Origin of the sequence: Streptomyces cinerochromogenes (assembly GCF_014648635.1) — a bacterium.
GTDB classification, from domain to species: Bacteria; Actinomycetota; Actinomycetes; order Streptomycetales; family Streptomycetaceae; genus Streptomyces; species Streptomyces cinerochromogenes.
Genome location: NZ_BMRM01000003.1, coordinates 224,648 through 242,711 on the forward strand (window position 1 = coordinate 224,648; position 18,064 = coordinate 242,711).

Sequence of the window (18,064 nt, forward strand, 5' to 3'; positions counted from 1 at the left end):
CCCCGCCGAAGGCACGGCAATCCTCGCAGGACGTACCCCGCTCGCCCCTCGCCCGGCGGCTGTGCTGCCGACCGGGGGCGGATCCTCGCGCCCCGCGGGTTCGCCCACCAGGATGCGTCGGAGCACCTGGGCCCCGACCCGGAGCACGAACGCGCGCAGTGAGGCCGTCACCGGTTCACCCGGGATCTCGATGGCGCCGTCCGGCACCGTCGTGAGAACCTCGCCGTGATGGGCACACAGTGAGGCCGAGGTGGGCGAGTTACCGCACCGGCGGGGGCGGCGGACGGCGTTCACGGTCGCCGAACGGGCCGACGAATGCTGGACGGTGACGGGAGCGTGACGGGGTGACGGCCGAGGACGAGGCGGAAGCCGGTGCGGCACTCGCCGGTGGCATGATGAACGCGGGGTCGGTCTTCCGCCGCGGTGCCGTGGTGGAACGCCCCGCACCGCGTACCGCGCACGCCCTGCACCCCTACCTGCTCGCGCTGCGGGAGCGTGGCTTCGACGGGGCTCCGACGCCCGTGCGCCTCACCCCCGACGGCCGCGAGCAGCTGACGTACATCCCCGGGGAGGTGGCCCTGCCGCCGTTCCCGCCCTGGGCGATGGCCCCGGACGCGCTGAGATCGGTGGGAAGCCTGCTGCGGAGACTGCACGAGGCCGGCGCGGGCCTCGCGGTCGACGCCTCCGCCGACTGGCCGCGGGCCCTGTCCGACCCGGAGGGCGGGACGATGCTGTGCCACAACGACGTGTGCCTGGAGAACGTCGTCTTCCGCGACGGCCGCGCCGTGGCTCTGATCGACTTCGACCTGGCGGCCCCCGGACGGCCCCTGTGGGACGTCGCCATGGCGGCCCGCTACTGGGTCCCCATGCTCGATCCCGTGTCCGCGGCAGACCTGTACCCCGTCGGACTGGATGTCCCGGCACGGCTGCGGGCCCTCGCCGACGGCTACGGCCTTTCACCGCGGCAGCGCGCCGCCCTGCCGGCCACCATCGAGCAGGCCACCGCTTCCTGCCGGGCGTTCGTCGCCGGCCGTGTGGCCGAAGGCGATGCCGTCTTCGTCAAGGCGCTGTCGGAGCGCGGTGGTTGGCAGCGCTGGGACCGCCTGCAGACCTGGCTGCACGAACACCGGGACAAGTTCGCGGCCGCGCTGGTGCGCTGATCCTCCGGGTCCGTCCGGCAGACGCACCGGACGGCCGGTGCCGAGGCCCCTGGAGTGGGGCGAGGGGGCACCGGCCGTGGCCTGGCCGCCGGGACGCGAGATCTGGAGTGCTGACGGATTCCCAGGCGCCGTACCCGCGATTCCCGCTTACGGAAAACGGCCCCGGAAACCGACGGCAAACCCGGCTCGCCCCCGGTCTCCCGCTCGCGGACCGCAGACGGCGCGTCCCGCATTGCCGCTGCGCACCCGCGAGGGGTGCGCGAGGTCACTGATGACCGAACATGCCGGCCGGCGACCCCGCGTCACCGAGCATGCAGCACGCAATCACTCGATATCTAGGGCCAATCTTTTACAGCAAAACCGCATGACACTAATTACACTGACCGGCAGTCAACACAAGCCCCCGGGGGACAACGCGCCAGTGAACCGCCACGCACTGAAAAAACTTCTCAAAGACCGCCGTGCCCTCATATCCCCCGAATCCCACGGTCTCTCCCGCCCCACCGGACGGGGGCGCCGCGCCCCGGGCCTGTCCCAGGGGCAGGTCGACGAACTCCTCGGCTACGCCGACCGCACGTACCAGCGCCTGGAATCCGGCAACTACCCCCACCCCCCGGTCGACCTCCTCCGGGATGTCGCGCGCCTCTACGGCATGAACGAGCAGGAGTGGATCAGCCTCTGCCGGTACGCCCGGGGCGAGGACCCGCCCGGCCCTCTCTACGACACCTCCGGCCATGCCCTCCCGGCGGCCTGGGCCGACGCCGTCGCCGGCATCACGCACGCCGCGTACGTCACCGACGCCTCCTGGAACCTCGTCACCTGCAACGACCGCTTCCACGCCCTGTTCGAGAGCGGCAAGGCCCCCGCCAACACCATGCGGTGGATGCTCCTGGACGGGCGTGACCAGCTCATCGAGTGGGACACGGCATGGGCGCCGCTGGTGATGCCGCAGTTGCAGGCCGCGCTCGCCCAGCGCCCCGAGGACAAGGTGCTCCGGCAGATCGAGGCCGACGTCCTCGCCGACCCCGCCGCCCGGCTCCTGTACGAGAAGGGCGGCGCCTCCATCCACCCCGACGGCGACGAGCGTCCGATCCGGCACGCGATCGAGGGGCCGGGCTGGGTGACGATGTGTGTGGCCCAGCCGCTCGCGGCGCCCGGATCCCGGTGCATGATCCTCGTTTTTCGGTCGGGTCCGCGACGGGCCGGAACCCGGCCGCGCATGTTGCAGGCACCGGGAACCCGCCTGGACGCCTGAATTTGCCCCTCTTTGGTGCACGGGCGGCACTATTTCGGGGACGGTGAAGGAAACGAACCAGCCAACTTTGCCGTACCTTGACCTGATCAGGTCGCAGCGCCTCCAGGGGGGAACTCATGCCCGCTCATATCGCCCGCCCCAGTACCGTCCTCGCCCCGCACAAAATCACCACGGACGAGATAGCAGAGGACATCCGGACCCATCACCCCGACCATCCCCGCCTCGGTGCGATTCTTCGCGTCATTCGCAACTGCGGCGTGGACACCCGCTACTTCACGCAGCCACTGGACACGCCCACCGTCAACGGCACCGCGGACATCGGTGCACGCGTCACCCGCGCCTTCGCGGACGGCCTCGACATGGCCGAACAAGCCGCCCGCGACGTCCTCCACCGGCACGGGCTCCAGCCCGGCGACATCACCGGCCTCGTCACCACCCACGCCACCGGGTGGGCCGTCCCCAACCTCGACATCCACCTGATCGCCCGGCTCGGCCTCCGGCCCACCGTCCGCCGTACGGCCCTGACGACCATCGCCTGCGCCGGCGGGGCCCACGCCCTCATCCGGGCCGCGGAGCAGGCCCTCCTCCACCCTGGCTCCCGCGTCCTCGTCGTCGCCGCGGAAGTCCTGTCCACCGCCTACAACCACGCCGACTCCGAGATCGAGCACATGATCTACAAGGCGTTGTTCGGTGACAGCGGAGCCGCCACCCTCGTCTCCAGCGAGCCTCTCGGTCCCGGTCTCACCGTCGACACCGACGGGGTCTTCGAGTACGCCCTCCCCGACAGCCTCACCATGTACGCCGGCCGCATCGACAGCACGGGCCTGCACTTCGACAGCACGAAGCAGGCCACCGGCGGAGCCCGGCACGTCATGCCCGCCGTCCTCGACTGGCTCGCCGGCCGCCCCGTCGACGTGCCGGTCATCCACCCCGGTTCGAAGCCCATCATCCTCGACACCGCCACCGCCCTCGGCCTCACCGAAACCGATGCCCGGCACTCCCTCGACACCCTCGCCGAAGAGGGCAACCTCGGCGGCGTATCGGTTCTCCGCGTCCTCGAACGCACCCACGGCCTGCCCCCGGCCGACGGCGAGAGCGCGCTGATGGTCGCCTACGGGCCAGGGTTCTCCGTCTCCGCCCTCCACGGGACCTGGCGGAACTAGCCGGGCCGCGCAGGGCCTTTCCCGCCCTTCCGGGGAAGCCCTGCGCCGGCCCGGCCGGAGGAGCGGCCCCGGCGGCGCGGACCGATCGGATGGTCGGATCATCTCCCGTGCGGGCAGGATCGGGGCGATGAACCGTCAAGGCGCCGAGCAGGGGGGAGCGGCATGGCGAGCGTCGGCGACATCGCCACATGGGTGGGATCGGCCGGGACATGGGTCGGCCTCGGGGCGGCGATCTACGCAGGCAGAGCAGCCTTCCAACTGCTGCGCCTGGAACGGCAACGGGATCACGAAAGGGAGCAGGACCGCCGGTCCGCGCAGGCGTCCGGGGTCGCGGCCTGGACGGGGCACCGCCCGGACACGGACATGATCACCAGTGCCGCCTACTCCGTGGAGGCCGCGTATCCCGATGTCTATCTCATCAACAGCTCCAAGCTGCCCGTGTACGACCTTCGGCTGTATCTCTGGGTGGACTTCCATGCCGGACCCCTGCTCTGGCAGATCCGTGCCACGGTTCCCCCCACGCTTCGGCCCGAGAGGGTCAGTTCCTTCCTGCTCGCGCGCGTGAACGAGGCAGCCGTCATGGCCCGGACGACCGGCGTCTCGCTGTCCTTCAGGGACGCCGAGGGCAACTGCTGGCAGAGATCGCGGGACGGACTGCTGCATCAGGTGCCTCTGTCCGAGCACGAGCAGCGGACCGTGCGGGACGGAGGGGAAAGGAGGGCCGCCGTGCTCGTCGGTGATGTCGAGCCACCGCCGCTGCGCCCCGGGCTGCGGCGGCCCGGGGATCCGAGGACCGATGACACTCTGCCCGGACGATGAGCCATACCGGCGAGAGGCCCACCGCCCGGGACAGTGCTAGCGCTTCTGCCAGAGAGTCAGCTCGGCGGTGTAGTCGGGCAGGTTGCCGTGGGTGGTCGAGGTGATGCGGGTGATCTCCAGCATGGCCAGCCGGTCGTCGGTCGTGACCGTACAGAGCCGCGTGCCGACCGGGATGGTGGTGCGCAGGTCGGCCGCCTTGATCTCCTGGGGCAGCACATCCGACCGAGCGCCCGCCAGACACTGCGCGGGCGTTGGACCGGCGCTCTTGCCCATCGGCGTGTAGAACTCCCAGCTTCCCCCTGACACCTCGCTCAGCATGATCTCCCGGCCGGGGGTGTCCTGCACGACCTGGGGGACGTCCAGATCGACCCTGACGATGTCGGCCCCGCCCGGGGAGCGCAGCGCGAGAGGCCGGTCCTTGAAGACCACGGTGTACCCGGAGTCGTCGTCGGCGGCCGGAGACGACTTCGCCGGAGCCGAATGGGTGGGCCCGGCCGACGCCTTGCCGTTGCTCCGCCCTTCGTCCGAGGTGCCGTCCGGCCGGGTCAGCGCCCACGTCACCACGACGGCGAGGACGACCGCCACGGCGGCGCCCGCGACGACGAGCGCGGTCGGCGTCCGGCGCGCCGGCGCCGGGGCCTGGGGGGTGTACGCCGGCGGGGGCGGAGCCGTGGTCCGGGCGCCGGCGAAGGTCGGCCCGTGCGGCGCGCCGGGCGAGGCGCCGCCACCACCGGTGCCCGCCGCGCCGAAGCCGCCTTCGCCCGGGTCCGCCGTACCCTGCTGCGCTCCGCCGTTGTCGGTGACCGTCGGCGTGGGCGACGCGGCCGGCACGGCGCGTTCCCGGGAGGCGAGGTCGGCGGCGAGCGGCTGGGGCAGCCAGCCGGTGAAGTCGTTCAGGGAGCGGCCGGCGGCCCGTTCGCACAGTGCGGCCAGCTCCTCCGCGCCGACACGCCGGTTCGGGTCGGCGGCCAGGCAGCTTTCGAGGAGCGGCCGGAGCCGGTCGTCGTGGCCGTCCAGGCGGGGCGGGCGCTGGGCGGTGTTGGCGATCTGCGCGGCGAGGGTGAGGGCGCCGCCGTCGCCGTAGGGATGACGTCCGGTGGCGGCGACGGCGGCGATCAGGCCCAGCGAGAAGACGTCCGTGGCCGGCCCGACCGGCTCGCCGAGGGCGTGCTCCGGGGACATGAACTGTGGCGTGCCGACGACACCGCCGGTCAGGGTGAGCTGGGTGGCGTCGGAGGCACGAGCGATGCCGAAGTCGATGACGTACGGGCCCTGGCGGCTCAGCAGGATGTTGCTGGGCTTCAGGTCACGGTGCACGATGCCGGCGGAGTGGATCGCGGTCAGCGCCTTCGCGGTGCAGCCGACGAGTTGCAGGACGCTGGTGAGCGGCAGCGGGCCGTGCGCCGCCAGGGCCGCGTGCAGGGGAAGGCCGGGGATGAACACCGAGGCCAGCCAGGGCTGTCCGCCGTCGGTGTCGTGGTCGACGACCGGGACGATGTGGTAGCCCTGGACCCGGCGGGCCGCCTGGACCTCCTGCTCGAAACGGCGCCGGAAGTCAGGATCGCGGCCGTACTCGCGCCGGATCACCTTGAGCGCCACGGGCTGTCCGCCGCGGGTGCGGGAGAGGTAGACGGTGCCCATGCCGCCCTCGCCGATGCGGGACAGCAGCGGGTATCCGGCGATCTCCCTCGGATCCTCGGGCCTCAACTGCTCGCCTGCCGTGCCCGCCACCATGCAGACCACGCCCCCGTTTCTTGATCGTCTTCGTGCCGTGAGGGTAGCGGAAGCGCGGGCGACCCGGTTCTCAGTGACCGGCCGGCGGCTCGAAGCAACCCGTCTCCGGGTAGGGGCCGTTGGTCGACACCTGGTAGTTGGTCTTCTGGACGAACGCGGTGACGCAGGCGTCGTCGTGGACGCGCAGACCCACCAGAGCGCCCTCGGGCCGGACCTCCCGGCCGTCCACGAAACGCGAGTCCATCGGTTCGACCCGCAGTGTCCCGCCGTAGCCGAGCCCGAGCAGCGCGGCACGCACCGTCCGCGGGTCCCACTTCCCTTGCTGCCACAGCCTCTTGAGCACCGGTTCGATGCGCCCGGCCTCCCGCCGGGCGTCCTCGGCGCTCGCGGCGGACATGTCGCCCGAGATCCGGAAGCCGTTGTTCTCGCGGTAGTGAGGGGCGCCTTCACCGGCCCCCGGTTCCACGTAGGGAGAGCTGGGGGAGGGGCTCGGGGCGGTTCCGGTTGCCCGGGGCGCGGCCCCGCCGGCCGTTTCCGTCCCGCCGGAAGGCTTCGTCCCGCCGGCGGTTTCCGTTCCGCCGCGCGCTTCGGCCGTGGGGCGCTCGGTGCCGCACGCGCCGAGTGACAACGCCACGAGGGCGGCCAGAGCGGCCGCCGCGGCTCCCGTACCGCGCCGTCCGGCCGCCCCGAACGCGCCCGTTCCCCTGTTCCGCTCCCGCATCCCTGAGCTCCCCCGTTCCATGACTGAGCCCCACGGTACGGCCCCGCTCCTCACCATGTCGTGAGTACCCGTACTCAGTCGGGCCCCGGCGGACCCCTGCCGGCCGCCGGTGAGCGCGTCGTGCAGCCGCCGTCGAGGAAGAGCCCGCCCGCTGCCTCAGCCCGCGCCGGCCGGCAGGCGGAGCCGGCCGTCGTGGACCTCGGCGATCCGGTCCGCGACGGTGAGGTGGGCGCGGTCGTGGGTGACCAGCACGGTGGCGGTGGCCCTCCGGCGGGTGAGGCGGGCGATCAGGTCGATGACGGCGGCGCCGCGTTCCTGGTCGAGGGCGCTGGTCGGCTCGTCGACCAGGAGCACCGTGGGGTCGTTCATCAGGGCGCGGGCGATGTTGACGCGCTGGCGCTGCCCGCCGGAGAGCTGGTGGGGGCGGCGGTGCGCGTGGTCGGCGAGGCCGACGGCGTCGAGCAGGTCCATGGCCCGGCCGCGGGCCCCGGCGGGCGAGCGGCCGTCGATGTGGGCCATGACCTGGAGCTGTTCGGCGGCGGTGAGGGAGGCCAGCAGACTGGGCTGCTGGAAGACGATGCCGATCTTGTGGCGGCGCAGGTCGGTGAGGTCGCCGCGGGTCATGCCGGTCGTGGTCGTCCCGTCGATGGTGACGGTGCCCGTGTCCGGGGTGACGAGGGTCGCGGCGACGGCCAGCAGGCTGGACTTGCCGGAGCCGGAGGGGCCGACGACGGCGGTGAGGCTGCCCCGGGGGACGTCCAGGGTGACGCGGTCGAGCGCGGTCAGGCGGTCCTCGCCGTCGGGGTAGGTGAGGGTGATGTCGGTCAGTTGCAGACTCATCGGGCGCTCCCCAGAGCGGTCAGCGGGTCGACGGAGGTGATGCGGCGCACGGCCAGGGCGGCCCCGACCGCGCCGAGCACGATCGTCACCGCGGCCGGTACGAGGACGGTGCCGGGCGTCAGCACGAAGGGCACCGCCGAGCCGGCGACGACGGCACCGAGGGCGGCGGCGACGGCGGTGCCGAGCAGGGTGCCGCCGGTGAGCAGGACGACCGCCTGCCCGAGGGCGTCCCTCAGCAGGTGTCCGGTGGAGGCGCCGAGGGCCTTCAGGACGGCGATGTCGCTGCCGCGCTGCACGGTCCAGACGGTGAAGAAGGCGCCGATGACCAGGGCGGAGATGACGAACAGCAGACCGCGCATGAGCTGCAGGGAGCCGTTCTCCGAGGTGTAGGAGCCGATCGCGGACAGCGAGTCCGTCCTGGAGACCGTCTCGGTGCCCGCGGCCTGGTCGGCGGCCGGGACGTCGGCGCCGGAGGTGGTGTTCAGGGCGATCACGGTGGCGGTCCTGGCGGCCGGACCCCCGTCGTCGCCGGTGGGGGGCGCCGTCTTCCGCCAGACGTCCAGGCCGGCCCAGATGACCGGGGTGTGGCTGAAGGAGGCGTCGCCCTGGACGGCGGCCACCGTCAGCCGCTGCCCGGCCAGGGTGAAGGCGTCACCCGGCCCGAGTCCGAGGGCGTCGGCGGCCGGGACGGACAGCACCGCCGCGCGCTCCGTGATCCGGTCGCCGTCGGGGGCGAGGCGGGAGCCGGGCTCGACACCGAAGACGGAGACCCCGGCGCCGCGGGCTCCCGCGGTGGCCCTGGTCATCGTGATGCCCAGCGGTTCGGCGCCGGTGACGCCGGGAGTCCCGGCCCACCGCCGCCACTGCTCCTCGGTGACGGTGGAGTCACCGTACGACAGCTGCTGCCCGTCACCGGGCGCGTCGAAGGCGATCCGGTCGACGGGCAGCCCGGTGATCGCGGAGACGTTCTGCCGGCCCAGCCCGGCGGTCAGCCCGGACAGCAGCCCGACCAGCAGGGTGATCAGCACGATGACGGTTCCCATCAGGGCGAACCGCCCCTTGGCGAACTTCAGGTCTCTCCAGGCGACGAACACGGCCTCGGCCAGTCCTTTCCAGCGGTGGAAGCGGAACGCTGTCCCGCGGGGTGTCGGGACGCGCTCTGCAGCGGGGTGTCGGGACGCGCTGTCCAGCGGGGCAGCGGGATGCGCTCCGCTGTGGAAGCGGAGCGTCTCCACCCTCGCCGCCCGCCCCCCGCGCCGGCATCCGGCGACGGACGGCAGTTCCCGCATCGGAAGGTGACCGGCGGGTTCCAACTTTCGATGGAGGCCACCAGCGGCTCCGCTTCCTTAGGCTGGAAGGACTGTGAACATCTCCGCCGCCCCCGCCCCGACCCCCACCCCGCGCGCCCTGGCCTGGTGCCTGCACCTGCTGACCGTCGGCCTGCTCGCCCTGGCCGGCGTCCGGGCCGTGGCGGACGGGCGGTCGCACGCGGGACTGATCGTCGCCGTCGCGGCGGTGTGCGGGCTGGTGTACGCGGCCGGGCCGCTGCAGCCCCGGATCCGCGGCTCACGGCGGGCCGCCGCCTGGTGGCTGGCCGCCCTGGGCGCCGTGTGGCTGGTACTGCTGGCCCTGACCGCCGACGGGGTGTGGGTCGCCTTCCCGCTCTACTTCCTCCAGCTCCACCTGCTGTCCCGCCGCGCCGCCCTGCCCGCCGTCGCCGTGACCGCGCTCGCCGCGATCGTCGCCTTCGCCGCCCACCAGGGCTCCTTCAGTCCGGCCATGGCCATCGGCCCAGCGCTGGGGGCCGCCGTCGCCGTGGCGGTGGTGTGGGGGTACGACGCCCTGTACCGGGAGAGCGAGCAGCGCAGGCGCCTGATCCAGGAGCTGACCGCCACGCGCGCCGACCTGGCCGAGGCCCAGCACACGGCCGGCGTCCTGGCCGAACGCGAACGTCTGGCCCGGGAGATCCACGACACCCTCGCCCAGGGCCTGTCCAGCATCCAGCTGCTGCTGCGCGCCGCCGAACGCACCCTCCCCGAGCGTCCCGACGCCGCCGCCCGCCACGTGGAGGCGGCCCGCCAGGCCGCCGTGGACAATCTCGCCGAGGCCCGCCGCTTCGTCGCCGCCCTCACCCCGCCCGCCCTGGACGGCACCACCCTGGCCGGCGCCCTGGAACGCCTCTGCGCCACCACCGGCACCCGCCACCGGCTCACCGCACGTTTCCACCTCACCGGCGACCCGGTCCCGCTCCCGACCGAGCACGAGGTCGCCCTGCTGCGCATCGCCCAGTCCGCCGTCGCGAACACCGTCCGCCACGCCCGCGCCACCACCGCCGAGATCACCCTCGGCTACCTCGGCGACCAGGTCGCCCTCGACGTCGTCGACGACGGCACCGGCTTCGACCCCGGCGCGCTGCCCGCCCCCGGCCCGGAGAGCGGAGGCTTCGGCATCGCCGCCATGCGCACCCGCGTGCACGCGCTCGGCGGGACCCTGACCCTCGCGTCCGCCCCCGGCCACGGAACCGCCCTGTCCGCCCGGCTGCCCCTGACCCCGCCCAGCGCGACCGAACCCGAGACAGAACCCGTGACCGCGTCCGACACCGAACCCGAGGCCCGCCCGTGACCGACACCCCCATCCGCCTCCTCCTGGCCGACGACCACCCCGTGGTCCGCGCCGGGCTGCGCGCCGTGCTGGAGACGGAACCCGGCCTGGAGGTGGTCGCCGAGGCCGCCACCGCCGAGCAGGCCGTCGAGCGCGCCGCCGGGGGCGACATCGACGTCGTCCTCATGGACCTCCAGTTCGGCAAGGGCATGAACGGCGCCGAGGCCACCGCCCGGATCACCGCCCGTCCGGGCGCCCCGCGCGTGCTGATCGTCACCACGTACGACTCCGATGCCGACACCCTGCCCGCCATCGAGGCGGGCGCCACCGGCTACCTCCTCAAGGACGCCCCTCCCGAGGACCTGGCCGCCGCCGTGCGCACCGCCGCGGCCGGACGCACCACCCTGGCCCCGGCCGTCGCCGAACGCCTCCTGAACCGGCTGCGCGCACCGGGCACCGCCCTGACCCGGCGCGAGACCGAAGTCCTCGCCCTGGTCGCAGAGGGCCTGTCCAACCAGGCCGTCGGCCGCCGCCTCCACCTCACCGAGGGCACGGTCAAATCCCACCTGGCCCGCATCTACACCAAGCTCGCCGTCGACTCCCGCACCGCCGCCGTCGCCACCGCCACCCAGCTCGGCCTCATCCGCCGCTGACCGGGCGCCTCAGCGGCCAGGGGCTTCGCAGGCGCCGCGCCGGAGAGCGCAGCGAGGACGGCCCGCGCCGCCCGCTCGCCGGAGACGAGGGCACCTTCGAGGTGTCCGGGCGGGCTCGGCCGCCGTCTCGGGGCGCCGGGGCCGGCGGGACGGCCAGGACGGCGTACTCGGCGCGCAGGGTGCGGTCAGCCGCCGTTGGCGACGGTGAAGCGCATCGCCTCCTCCGTCCCGGGCGCTGCCGGTCAGGTGCCCGGTGACGGTGTGGCCGTTCACGGTCCGTTCCACGTCCGCCGGACGGCCTCCTCGCCGTCCGGCGGACGTCCGCTGACACCCGGTCAGGCTGTTGACCACGGTTTGGGCTTCCGTTCCCTGAGCGTTCAACTGCCCCCTCCTGTCGGTGTCGTGTGTGCTCCCTAGGGTCCATGAGGCTGTCCGAAAGAAGGGGCTCATGGACTCACAGCTCGCGATCCGGGCTCGCGGTATCAGCAAGTGCTTCGGTGATGTCGTCGCCCTCGACGGCGTGGACCTGGAGGTGCCACGGGGACGGATCCACGGCCTGGTCGGGCCGAACGGTGCCGGCAAGACGACGCTGCTCGGCCTGCTGCTCGGCCTGGCCGCGGCCGACAGCGGCCGTCTGGAGATCCTCGGTACCCCGGTGGGCCGGGCGTTCGAGGCCCCCGGCGGTGTCTCCGGGTTCGTGGACGGGCCCGGGCTGTACCCCTCGCTCACCGCCCGTCAGAACCTCGCCGCGCTCGCCGCTCTGCGCGGTGACGGCACGCGGTCGGCGGGGATCCCGGCGCGGATCGAGGACGCACTGGACCAGGTCGGGCTCACGGACGTCGCCGACGACCGCACCCGCGGCTTCTCCCTGGGCATGCGCCAACGCCTGGGTCTCGCCGCGGCCCTGCTCACCCGGCCGCGGCTGCTCGTCCTGGACGAGCCCTCCAACGGCCTCGATCCGGCCGGCAAGAAGCACGTCCACGGCGTTCTCGCCCGGCTCGCGCACGAGGGAACCGCCGTCGTGCTGTCGAGCCACCGCATGGACGACCTGGAGGCCCTCTGCTCCGAGGTCACCATCCTCGCCACCGGGCGGGTCGTCTTCTCCGGGCCGCTGGGCGAGCTGGCCGCCGAGAACCGCGAACTCGACTACCGGCTGGTCACGTCCGACCCGGAGCGGGCACACCGGCTGGCCCTCGACGCCCCGGGAATCCGCCTGGCCGACGACACCGCCGGACGACAGGGCGGCGAGGCGCTCGTGGTGCGCGCGCCGGTGCCCGCCCTGGACGACCTGGTGGTGCGGCTCGTGCAGGCGGGTATCGCGCTGCGCGAACTCGCCCCGGTCGTCTCCCCCCTGGAGGCGGCGTTCCTCGCCCTGACCGAACAGCCGTCGACCGGCGGACGGGAAACCGGCCAACACGGCACAGCCCGTCCGGGGCAGGAGGCGGCCCGGCGGGAGGCCGGTCGACACGGCACCGCCCGTCCCGGGGAGGAAGCAGTCCGGCAGAAGGCCGGTCGACCCGGCACCGCCGACCCGCGGCAGGAGGCAGGCCGATGACCGCGACCTCCACGGCCCCCGCGCACACCGCCGTACCAGGCCGTGCCTCAGTTGCCCGGGGCTACCGCTTCGAAGTCGTCAAGCTCTTCTCGCAGTGGCGCATCCGCCTGCTGGTCCTCGCCTGCTGGATCGTGCCGGCGCTCTTCGTGGCCGGCGTGAGCGAGCAGAGCACCCTGCCCACGGACACCCTCTTCGGCCGCTGGATGCACGCCACCGGGTGGGCGGGGCCGCTGGTGACGCTCGGTTTCGCCGGCACCTGGGCGCTCCCGCTGCTCACCTCGGTCGTCGCCGGCGACGTGTTCGCCGCCGAGGACCGGCTCGGCACCTGGCGCCATCTGCTCGTCGCCGTCCGCTCGCCCCGGCGGATCTTCGCGGCGAAGGCCCTGGCCAGTCTCACCGTCATCCTGCTGCTCGTGGCCGGGCTGGCCGTCTCCAGCACGGTCGGCGGACTGGCGGCCGTCGGCGACCAGCCGCTGGTCGGCCTCGACGGCCGTCTGCTCGCGCCGGGGGACGCCGCCGGCAGGGTCCTCCTCGCCTGGCTCTGCGTCCTCGCCCCGACCCTGGCCCTCGCCGGCATCGGGCTCCTCGGATCGGTCGCGTTCGGGCGGTCCCCGATGGGCCTGCTGCTGCCCGCGTTCGTCGCGCTGGCGATGCAGCTCGCCCAGATGCTGCCGCTGCCCGTCGCCGTACGCCTCGCCCTGCCCGGTGACGCCTTCGTCGTCTGGAACGGGCTGTTCACCAGCCCCGCGCAACTCACCCCGCTCCTCATCGGCATCGCCGTCAGCCTCGTGTGGGCCGTGACCGCGACAACGCTGGCCCGCCTCCTCTTCCTGCGCCGCGACTTCACCAACCCCACCGACGACGGCTCGGCGCGTCGCGCGCTGACCACGGGCGCCCTGCCGCTCGCGGGGCTGCTCGGGGTGACCGTCGCGGTCGTGGCGGCGACGACCACGGCCACCGGCTCCGGGATCGAGCAGGCCGAGGTGGAGCGCTCGCTGGCCACGGAGTTCGCCCACCTGTACCGCATGCAGACCGCGCAGCTCCACCGCCCCGCCGTCACGGAGGCGCAGTTGAGGACCACGGCGACCTGTGCCAAGGCGGGCGTCCAGGACGGCGCCCGGGGCCCGGGCAACGACTGGCGGTGCGTCGTCTCCTGGCATCTGCCGGGCGCCACGGCCACCGGATCGGCCGTCTACCAGCTCGACATCACGGCCGACGGGCGGTTCGTCGCCGACGGCGACGGACCGAAGGAAGTGAACGGCTACTTCGTGGTGCGGACTCCGACAGGAGACGCCCCCAACCCGCTGTGGCAGTTCGACGGCACCGTCGAACTGCTCACCGACTCCCCGAAGACCCGGTCCCGGACCCCGCAGTCCTGAACCCCTGACTCCCCGCTCTCCTGAACCCCGAAGTCCCCGCAGTCCAGGAAGTCCTTGAAGTCCCCGCAGTCCCCGAAGGGATGACGTCATGCAGATAACGCGCCGCCGCCGGCAGACCGAGAAGGGCTACTACGACCTGCTGGGCAGACGCGTCAGCCGCCGCGCGGCGCTGGTCACGGCCTGCATCACCACGGCCGCCCTGGCCACCGGCACCGCCGTGGCCTCGACGCACCAGTTCGGCACCGACCAGGTCGGCCAGGTCACCGACAGGGGCCAGGTCGTCTCGGCCGACCAGTACATCGACCCGTACGGCGACCGCCTCGTCGTCGACGACGGCAAGATCATGTCCTCGACGGTCAGCCCGGACGGCAGCCACCTCGCCGCCTCGGTCGCCGACGGCGACGCCGCGCTGGTCGTCGTGGACCTCGCGACCGGGCGGATCCAGCAGCGCGTCGGCACCAACGCCGCCGACGACCTGCGCATCAGCAGTGGCGCCGTCGGCCAGGAAGGCCCCGCGTACTCGCCCGACGGCAAGCAGCTGTGGCTGGGCCAGACCGACGGCTACACCAGGTTCACGGTGAACCCGGACGGCACCCTCGCCGACCCGGTGACCGTCAGGATCCCGGCCGACGGAAGCAAGCACGCCCTGGTCGCCGCCGCGGTGTTCTCCGCCGACGGCTCCACCGTGTACGCCGCCGTCAACGGACAGAACCGGGTGGTCGCCCTCGACGCGGCCACCGGGGCCGTCGAGCGGAGCTGGGCGGTGGGCAACGCCCCGCGCGGCATGGCCCGCGTCGGCGACAAGCTCTACGTCAGCGACGAGGGCGGACGGCCCGCGAAGTCCGGCGACGCCACCCTCAACTCCTACGGCACCCAGGTACCCGCGGACCCGGAGACCGGCGCCACCACCACCGGCACGGTCAGCGTCATCGACCTCGCCGACCCCTCCGCCGCCGTCGGCACCATCGACGTCGGCCTGCACCCGACCGCGGTGTACGCGAAGAACGGAGCGGTGTTCGTCACCAACACCGCCGACAACGACGTGTCGGTCATCGACACCGCCAAGGACAAGGTCGTCCAGACGATCTCCACCCAGCCCTGGCCCGAGGCGTCGGTCGGCTACGAGCCGAACGCGGTGACCCTCACCGACGACGGCCGTCTGCTGGTCACGCTCGGCCGCGCCAACGCCGTCGCCGTCTACCGCTACACCTCCCCGCAGGAGCCGGTCGGCTACATCGGTCTCCTGCCGACGGACTACTTCCCCGCCGAGATCGCCATGGCGGGCGACAAGGTCGTCGTCTCCCACACCCGCGGCATCGACGCGCGACGCCCCGACAGCGCGGGCCACGGCACCCACGACACGACGTCCAGCCTCACCTGGTTCACCCTGCCCCGTGACGGTGTGATCCGCTCCCAGACCGCGAAGGTCTTCCGGCAGAACGGCTGGAGCGCCGGCGCGGTCCCGCTGGCCAAGGGCGGCGGCCACGCCAAGCCGCAGCCGGTCCCCACACGGATCGGCGACCCGTCGACCATCAAGCACGTCTTCCTCATCGTCAAGGAGAACCGCACCTACGACCAGGTCTTCGGGGACATCGCGAAGGGCGACGGCGACCCCTCGCTGACCCAGTTCGGCGAGAACGTGACACCGAACCAGCACGCGCTGGCCGAGCAGTTCGGGCTCTACGACAACACCTACGACATCGGCACCAACTCCGCCGAGGGCCACAACTGGCTGATGCAGGCCGACAATCCCGAGTACACCGAGTCCTCGGCCGGCGAGTACGCGCGCAGCTACGACACCGAGGACGACGCCCTCGGCCACCAGAAGACCGGGTTCCTGTGGACGGGCGCGCAGGCGGCCGGCCGGACCGTGCGGGACTTCGGCGAGTTCCAGCAGTTCCTGACCAAGCCCGCCGGAGCGAGCTGGCAGAACCTGTACTGCGACGCCAGGAACATGGACGCCTCCGGGCAGGCCACCGCCTACCCCCTGAAGTCGTCGTCGCCGATCCCGTCCCTGAACAGCGTGTCGGTGCCCGGCTTCCCGAAGTTCGACACCAGCGTCCCCGACGTCTACCGGTACCAGATCTGGAAGCAGGACTTCGAGAAGAACGGTCCGGCGAACCTGAACATGTTCTGGCTCTCCAGCGACCACACCGGCGGCCCGGCCGGCCCGGCCGCGCAGGTCGCCGACAACGACCTCGCCACCGGCAGGATCATCGACACGATCTCGCACAGCAGGTACTGGAAGGACTCGGCGGTCTTCGTCGTGGAGGACGACTCCCAGGCCGGCCTCGACCACGTCGACGGCCACCGCGCCCCGGTCCAGATCATCAGCCCCTGGGCCCGGCACGGCACCGTCGACAGCCACTACTACACACAGATCACGATGATCCGCACCATCGAGCAGATCCTCGGGATCCACCCGATGAACCAGAAGGACAGCGCGGCCACCCCCATGCGGCAGGCGTTCACCCGGCACCCGGACTACACGCCGTTCACCGCGCTGCCCAACCGGACCTCGCTGACCGACGGCCTGAAGACCCCGCCGTCCTGCGGTGTGGACACCCCGGCCGCGCAGGACCCCAAGGCGGCGGCCGTGCCGTCGACGAAGGTGCCGGCGGACAAGAAGGCCCTCGCCGCCGAGTGGGACACCTGGAAGTCGAAGCAGCACCTGACCGGCCCCCACGCCGTCCCCGACTACGCCAACCCCGCCCAGATGGACCACCTCACGTGGTACCAGACGCACAACTGGACGCGGCCGTACCCCGGCGAGAAGAAGATCTACGCACCGAACGACGTGCCCGGCGCGTACATCCCGTCACCGGAGTCCGACGGCTGAACCGGAGGGACGCCGACTGACACCGACTGACACACGTCGACTGTTCCCGGCCGGCGTGGCCGGTGTCGGCTGATCCCGGCGAGGACCCCTGGCGGACCGCGGCGCCCGCCAGGGGTCCCGTGCGGTGCGGCCGGAAACTCGCAGGCGGGCTCGGGCCCCGGCCTGTGGCCCCTGCAGCCGGACCAGTGGCACATGAAGTGACGTTCGTACGGCGGTGTTGGGCGATCGGAGGTTCACCCCGCCCGGTTCTTCGTGTCATTCGCCAGTACGGCGGCCGGACCACGCGGAGGAAGACTCTCTGCCACGACCGCGGACCCGGCGAGCCTCCGCGTACGGAGGGCCGGTGCAGCCGTGTACAGGACGCGACACACGAGGGGGCGGCACGTGAGCGTGCAGCAGTACGACGAGATCGGCGAGGCGTTCGAGGGGTTCAAGGGACTCCCGTTGACGCGTTACGGCGAGGTACCGAGCTTCCTGGCCCTGGTCGGGGACGTGAGCGGCAAGTCCGTGCTCGACCTGGCGTGCGGCACCGGGTTCTACAGCAGGGAGTTCAAGCGGCGCGGCGCCACCGATGTCCTCGGCGTCGACATCTCCGTCGAGATGGTCGCCGCCGCCCGGGAGATCGAACAGCGCGACCCGCTCGGGGTGCGCTACGAGGTCGGTGACGTGGCAGAACTGCGGCCTCTCGAGCAGCGCTTCGACATCGCGCTGGGAGTGCAGTGCCTCAACTACGCCGAGGACATCGCGACGATGAAGCGGATGTGCCGCACCATCCACCAGTACCTCGTGCCGGGTGGGGAGTTCTTCGTACTCGCCCAGAATCCCGACTACCGGTTCGACAACCCGTCGCTGGACAAGTACGGGTTCCTGTGCGTGCCGACCGGCGAGGAGATCGAGACGGGAACGCGGGTACGGGTCACCGCTCTCATCGAACCGCAGCCGGTCACCATCGTCTCCTCGGCCCCGCGCCGCGAGGTCTACGAGGACTGTCTGGCCGCCACCGGATTCGGTGCGGTGGAGTGGGTTCCGCTGCAGGTGTCCGAGGCCGGCGTCCGCGAGTTCGGCGAGGACTTCTGGGCCGACCTCCGCAGCCACCCCCCGCTGGAGATGCTCCGCTGCCGCGCCTGACCGGCCGGGGGTGCGACGTGGGCGGCTCCGGGGGCCGCTGCCGCCGCACGGCTTGAAGGGAGGGGCCGGGGAAGCCCCCGCCGCCTCCGCCACCAGCGGCCCCTCCGCCACCGGCACGCCAGGTTCAGCGAAATCACTGAGAGGCGGCCGGCGGCACTGCCAGACTGACCGAGCCGGTGCCCGAGCGGGCGACGGGTGACGATCAGGGGCAAGGAGC

The 18,064-nt window shown here is 72.8% G+C and carries 13 protein-coding genes and 1 pseudogene; 10 read left to right on the forward strand and 4 right to left on the reverse strand.

What is annotated here, in order from left to right:
* Positions 1-392: 392 nt before the first annotated feature.
* The 4 genes from IEZ20_RS07670 to IEZ20_RS07685 all read left to right on the forward strand — a co-directional run bounded on the left by IEZ20_RS07670 (position 393) and on the right by IEZ20_RS07685 (position 4,397).
* Positions 393-1,160 carry a phosphotransferase enzyme family protein gene (locus IEZ20_RS07670; RefSeq protein ID WP_189296214.1) on the forward strand — a complete coding sequence of 256 codons (768 nt, stop codon included), beginning with the start codon at positions 393-395 and terminating at the stop codon, positions 1,158-1,160.
* 421 nt (positions 1,161-1,581) lie between these two features.
* The gene (locus IEZ20_RS07675) at positions 1,582-2,415 is read left to right on the forward strand and encodes an MmyB family transcriptional regulator (RefSeq protein ID WP_189295751.1); all 834 of its coding nucleotides are present in this window, start codon (positions 1,582-1,584) and stop codon (positions 2,413-2,415) included.
* A 116-nt stretch (positions 2,416-2,531) separates the two neighbouring features.
* Complete coding sequence (locus tag IEZ20_RS07680; RefSeq protein ID WP_189295752.1) at positions 2,532-3,578, forward strand: beta-ketoacyl-[acyl-carrier-protein] synthase family protein; 1,047 nt, start codon at positions 2,532-2,534, stop codon at positions 3,576-3,578.
* Between the two features lie 162 nt (positions 3,579-3,740).
* Complete coding sequence (locus IEZ20_RS07685) at positions 3,741-4,397, forward strand: hypothetical protein (protein ID WP_189295754.1); 657 nt, start codon at positions 3,741-3,743, stop codon at positions 4,395-4,397.
* 36 nt (positions 4,398-4,433) lie between these two features.
* On the opposite strand, the gene IEZ20_RS07690 is transcribed toward IEZ20_RS07685, so the two are convergent.
* The 4 genes from IEZ20_RS07690 to IEZ20_RS07705 form a co-directional block, all read right to left on the reverse strand.
* Positions 4,434-6,131, reverse strand: coding sequence for a serine/threonine-protein kinase (locus IEZ20_RS07690; protein ID WP_189296216.1), 1,698 nt, complete (start codon positions 6,129-6,131; stop codon positions 4,434-4,436).
* Between the two features lie 70 nt (positions 6,132-6,201).
* Positions 6,202-6,852, reverse strand: coding sequence for a hypothetical protein (locus tag IEZ20_RS39520; protein ID WP_229895939.1), 651 nt, complete (start codon positions 6,850-6,852; stop codon positions 6,202-6,204).
* 156 nt (positions 6,853-7,008) lie between these two features.
* Positions 7,009-7,692, reverse strand: a complete 684-nt coding sequence (locus tag IEZ20_RS07700) for an ABC transporter ATP-binding protein (protein WP_189295756.1) — start codon at positions 7,690-7,692, stop codon at positions 7,009-7,011.
* Positions 7,689-8,786, reverse strand: coding sequence for an ABC transporter permease (locus tag IEZ20_RS07705; RefSeq protein WP_189295758.1), 1,098 nt, complete (start codon positions 8,784-8,786; stop codon positions 7,689-7,691). Before IEZ20_RS07705 ends, IEZ20_RS07700 begins: the two co-directional genes overlap by 4 nt.
* A gap of 268 nt (positions 8,787-9,054) precedes the next feature.
* Between IEZ20_RS07705 and IEZ20_RS07710 the strand changes: the two genes are divergently transcribed.
* The 6 genes and pseudogenes from IEZ20_RS07710 to IEZ20_RS07735 all read left to right on the forward strand — a co-directional run bounded on the left by IEZ20_RS07710 (position 9,055) and on the right by IEZ20_RS07735 (position 17,847).
* Complete coding sequence (locus IEZ20_RS07710; protein ID WP_189295760.1) at positions 9,055-10,314, forward strand: sensor histidine kinase; 1,260 nt, start codon at positions 9,055-9,057, stop codon at positions 10,312-10,314.
* The gene (locus tag IEZ20_RS07715; RefSeq protein ID WP_189295762.1) at positions 10,311-10,946 is read left to right on the forward strand and encodes a response regulator; all 636 of its coding nucleotides are present in this window, start codon (positions 10,311-10,313) and stop codon (positions 10,944-10,946) included. Before IEZ20_RS07710 ends, IEZ20_RS07715 begins: the two co-directional genes overlap by 4 nt.
* 448 nt (positions 10,947-11,394) lie before the next feature.
* Positions 11,395-12,342, forward strand: a pseudogene (locus tag IEZ20_RS07720) (ABC transporter ATP-binding protein); the annotation flags it as partial.
* 155 nt (positions 12,343-12,497) lie between these two features.
* Entirely contained in the window at positions 12,498-13,880 is a 1,383-nt protein-coding gene (locus IEZ20_RS07725) for an ABC transporter permease (protein WP_189295765.1), read from the forward strand.
* Between the two features lie 88 nt (positions 13,881-13,968).
* Positions 13,969-16,719, forward strand: coding sequence for a bifunctional YncE/alkaline phosphatase family protein (locus IEZ20_RS07730; protein ID WP_189295767.1), 2,751 nt, complete (start codon positions 13,969-13,971; stop codon positions 16,717-16,719).
* Positions 16,720-17,103: 384 nt separating this feature from the next.
* Positions 17,104-17,847, forward strand: a complete 744-nt coding sequence (locus tag IEZ20_RS07735) for a class I SAM-dependent methyltransferase (RefSeq protein WP_189295769.1) — start codon at positions 17,104-17,106, stop codon at positions 17,845-17,847.
* Positions 17,848-18,064 lie beyond the last annotated feature (217 nt).

Bases quoted from the DNA above. Each gene is read 5' to 3' on its own strand.
- IEZ20_RS07670 (WP_189296214.1), top strand. From the start codon at position 393: ATGATGAACGCGGGGTCGGTCTTCCGCCGCGGTGCCGTGGTGGAACGC.
- IEZ20_RS07680 (WP_189295752.1), top strand. From the start codon at position 2,532: ATGCCCGCTCATATCGCCCGCCCCAGTACCGTCCTCGCCCCGCACAAA.
- IEZ20_RS07685 (WP_189295754.1), top strand. From the start codon at position 3,741: ATGGCGAGCGTCGGCGACATCGCCACATGGGTGGGATCGGCCGGGACA.
- IEZ20_RS07690 (WP_189296216.1), bottom strand. From the start codon at position 6,131: ATGGTGGCGGGCACGGCAGGCGAGCAGTTGAGGCCCGAGGATCCGAGG.
- IEZ20_RS39520 (WP_229895939.1), bottom strand. From the start codon at position 6,852: ATGCGGGAGCGGAACAGGGGAACGGGCGCGTTCGGGGCGGCCGGACGG.
- IEZ20_RS07700 (WP_189295756.1), bottom strand. From the start codon at position 7,692: ATGAGTCTGCAACTGACCGACATCACCCTCACCTACCCCGACGGCGAG.
- IEZ20_RS07725 (WP_189295765.1), top strand. From the start codon at position 12,498: ATGACCGCGACCTCCACGGCCCCCGCGCACACCGCCGTACCAGGCCGT.
- IEZ20_RS07730 (WP_189295767.1), top strand. From the start codon at position 13,969: ATGCAGATAACGCGCCGCCGCCGGCAGACCGAGAAGGGCTACTACGAC.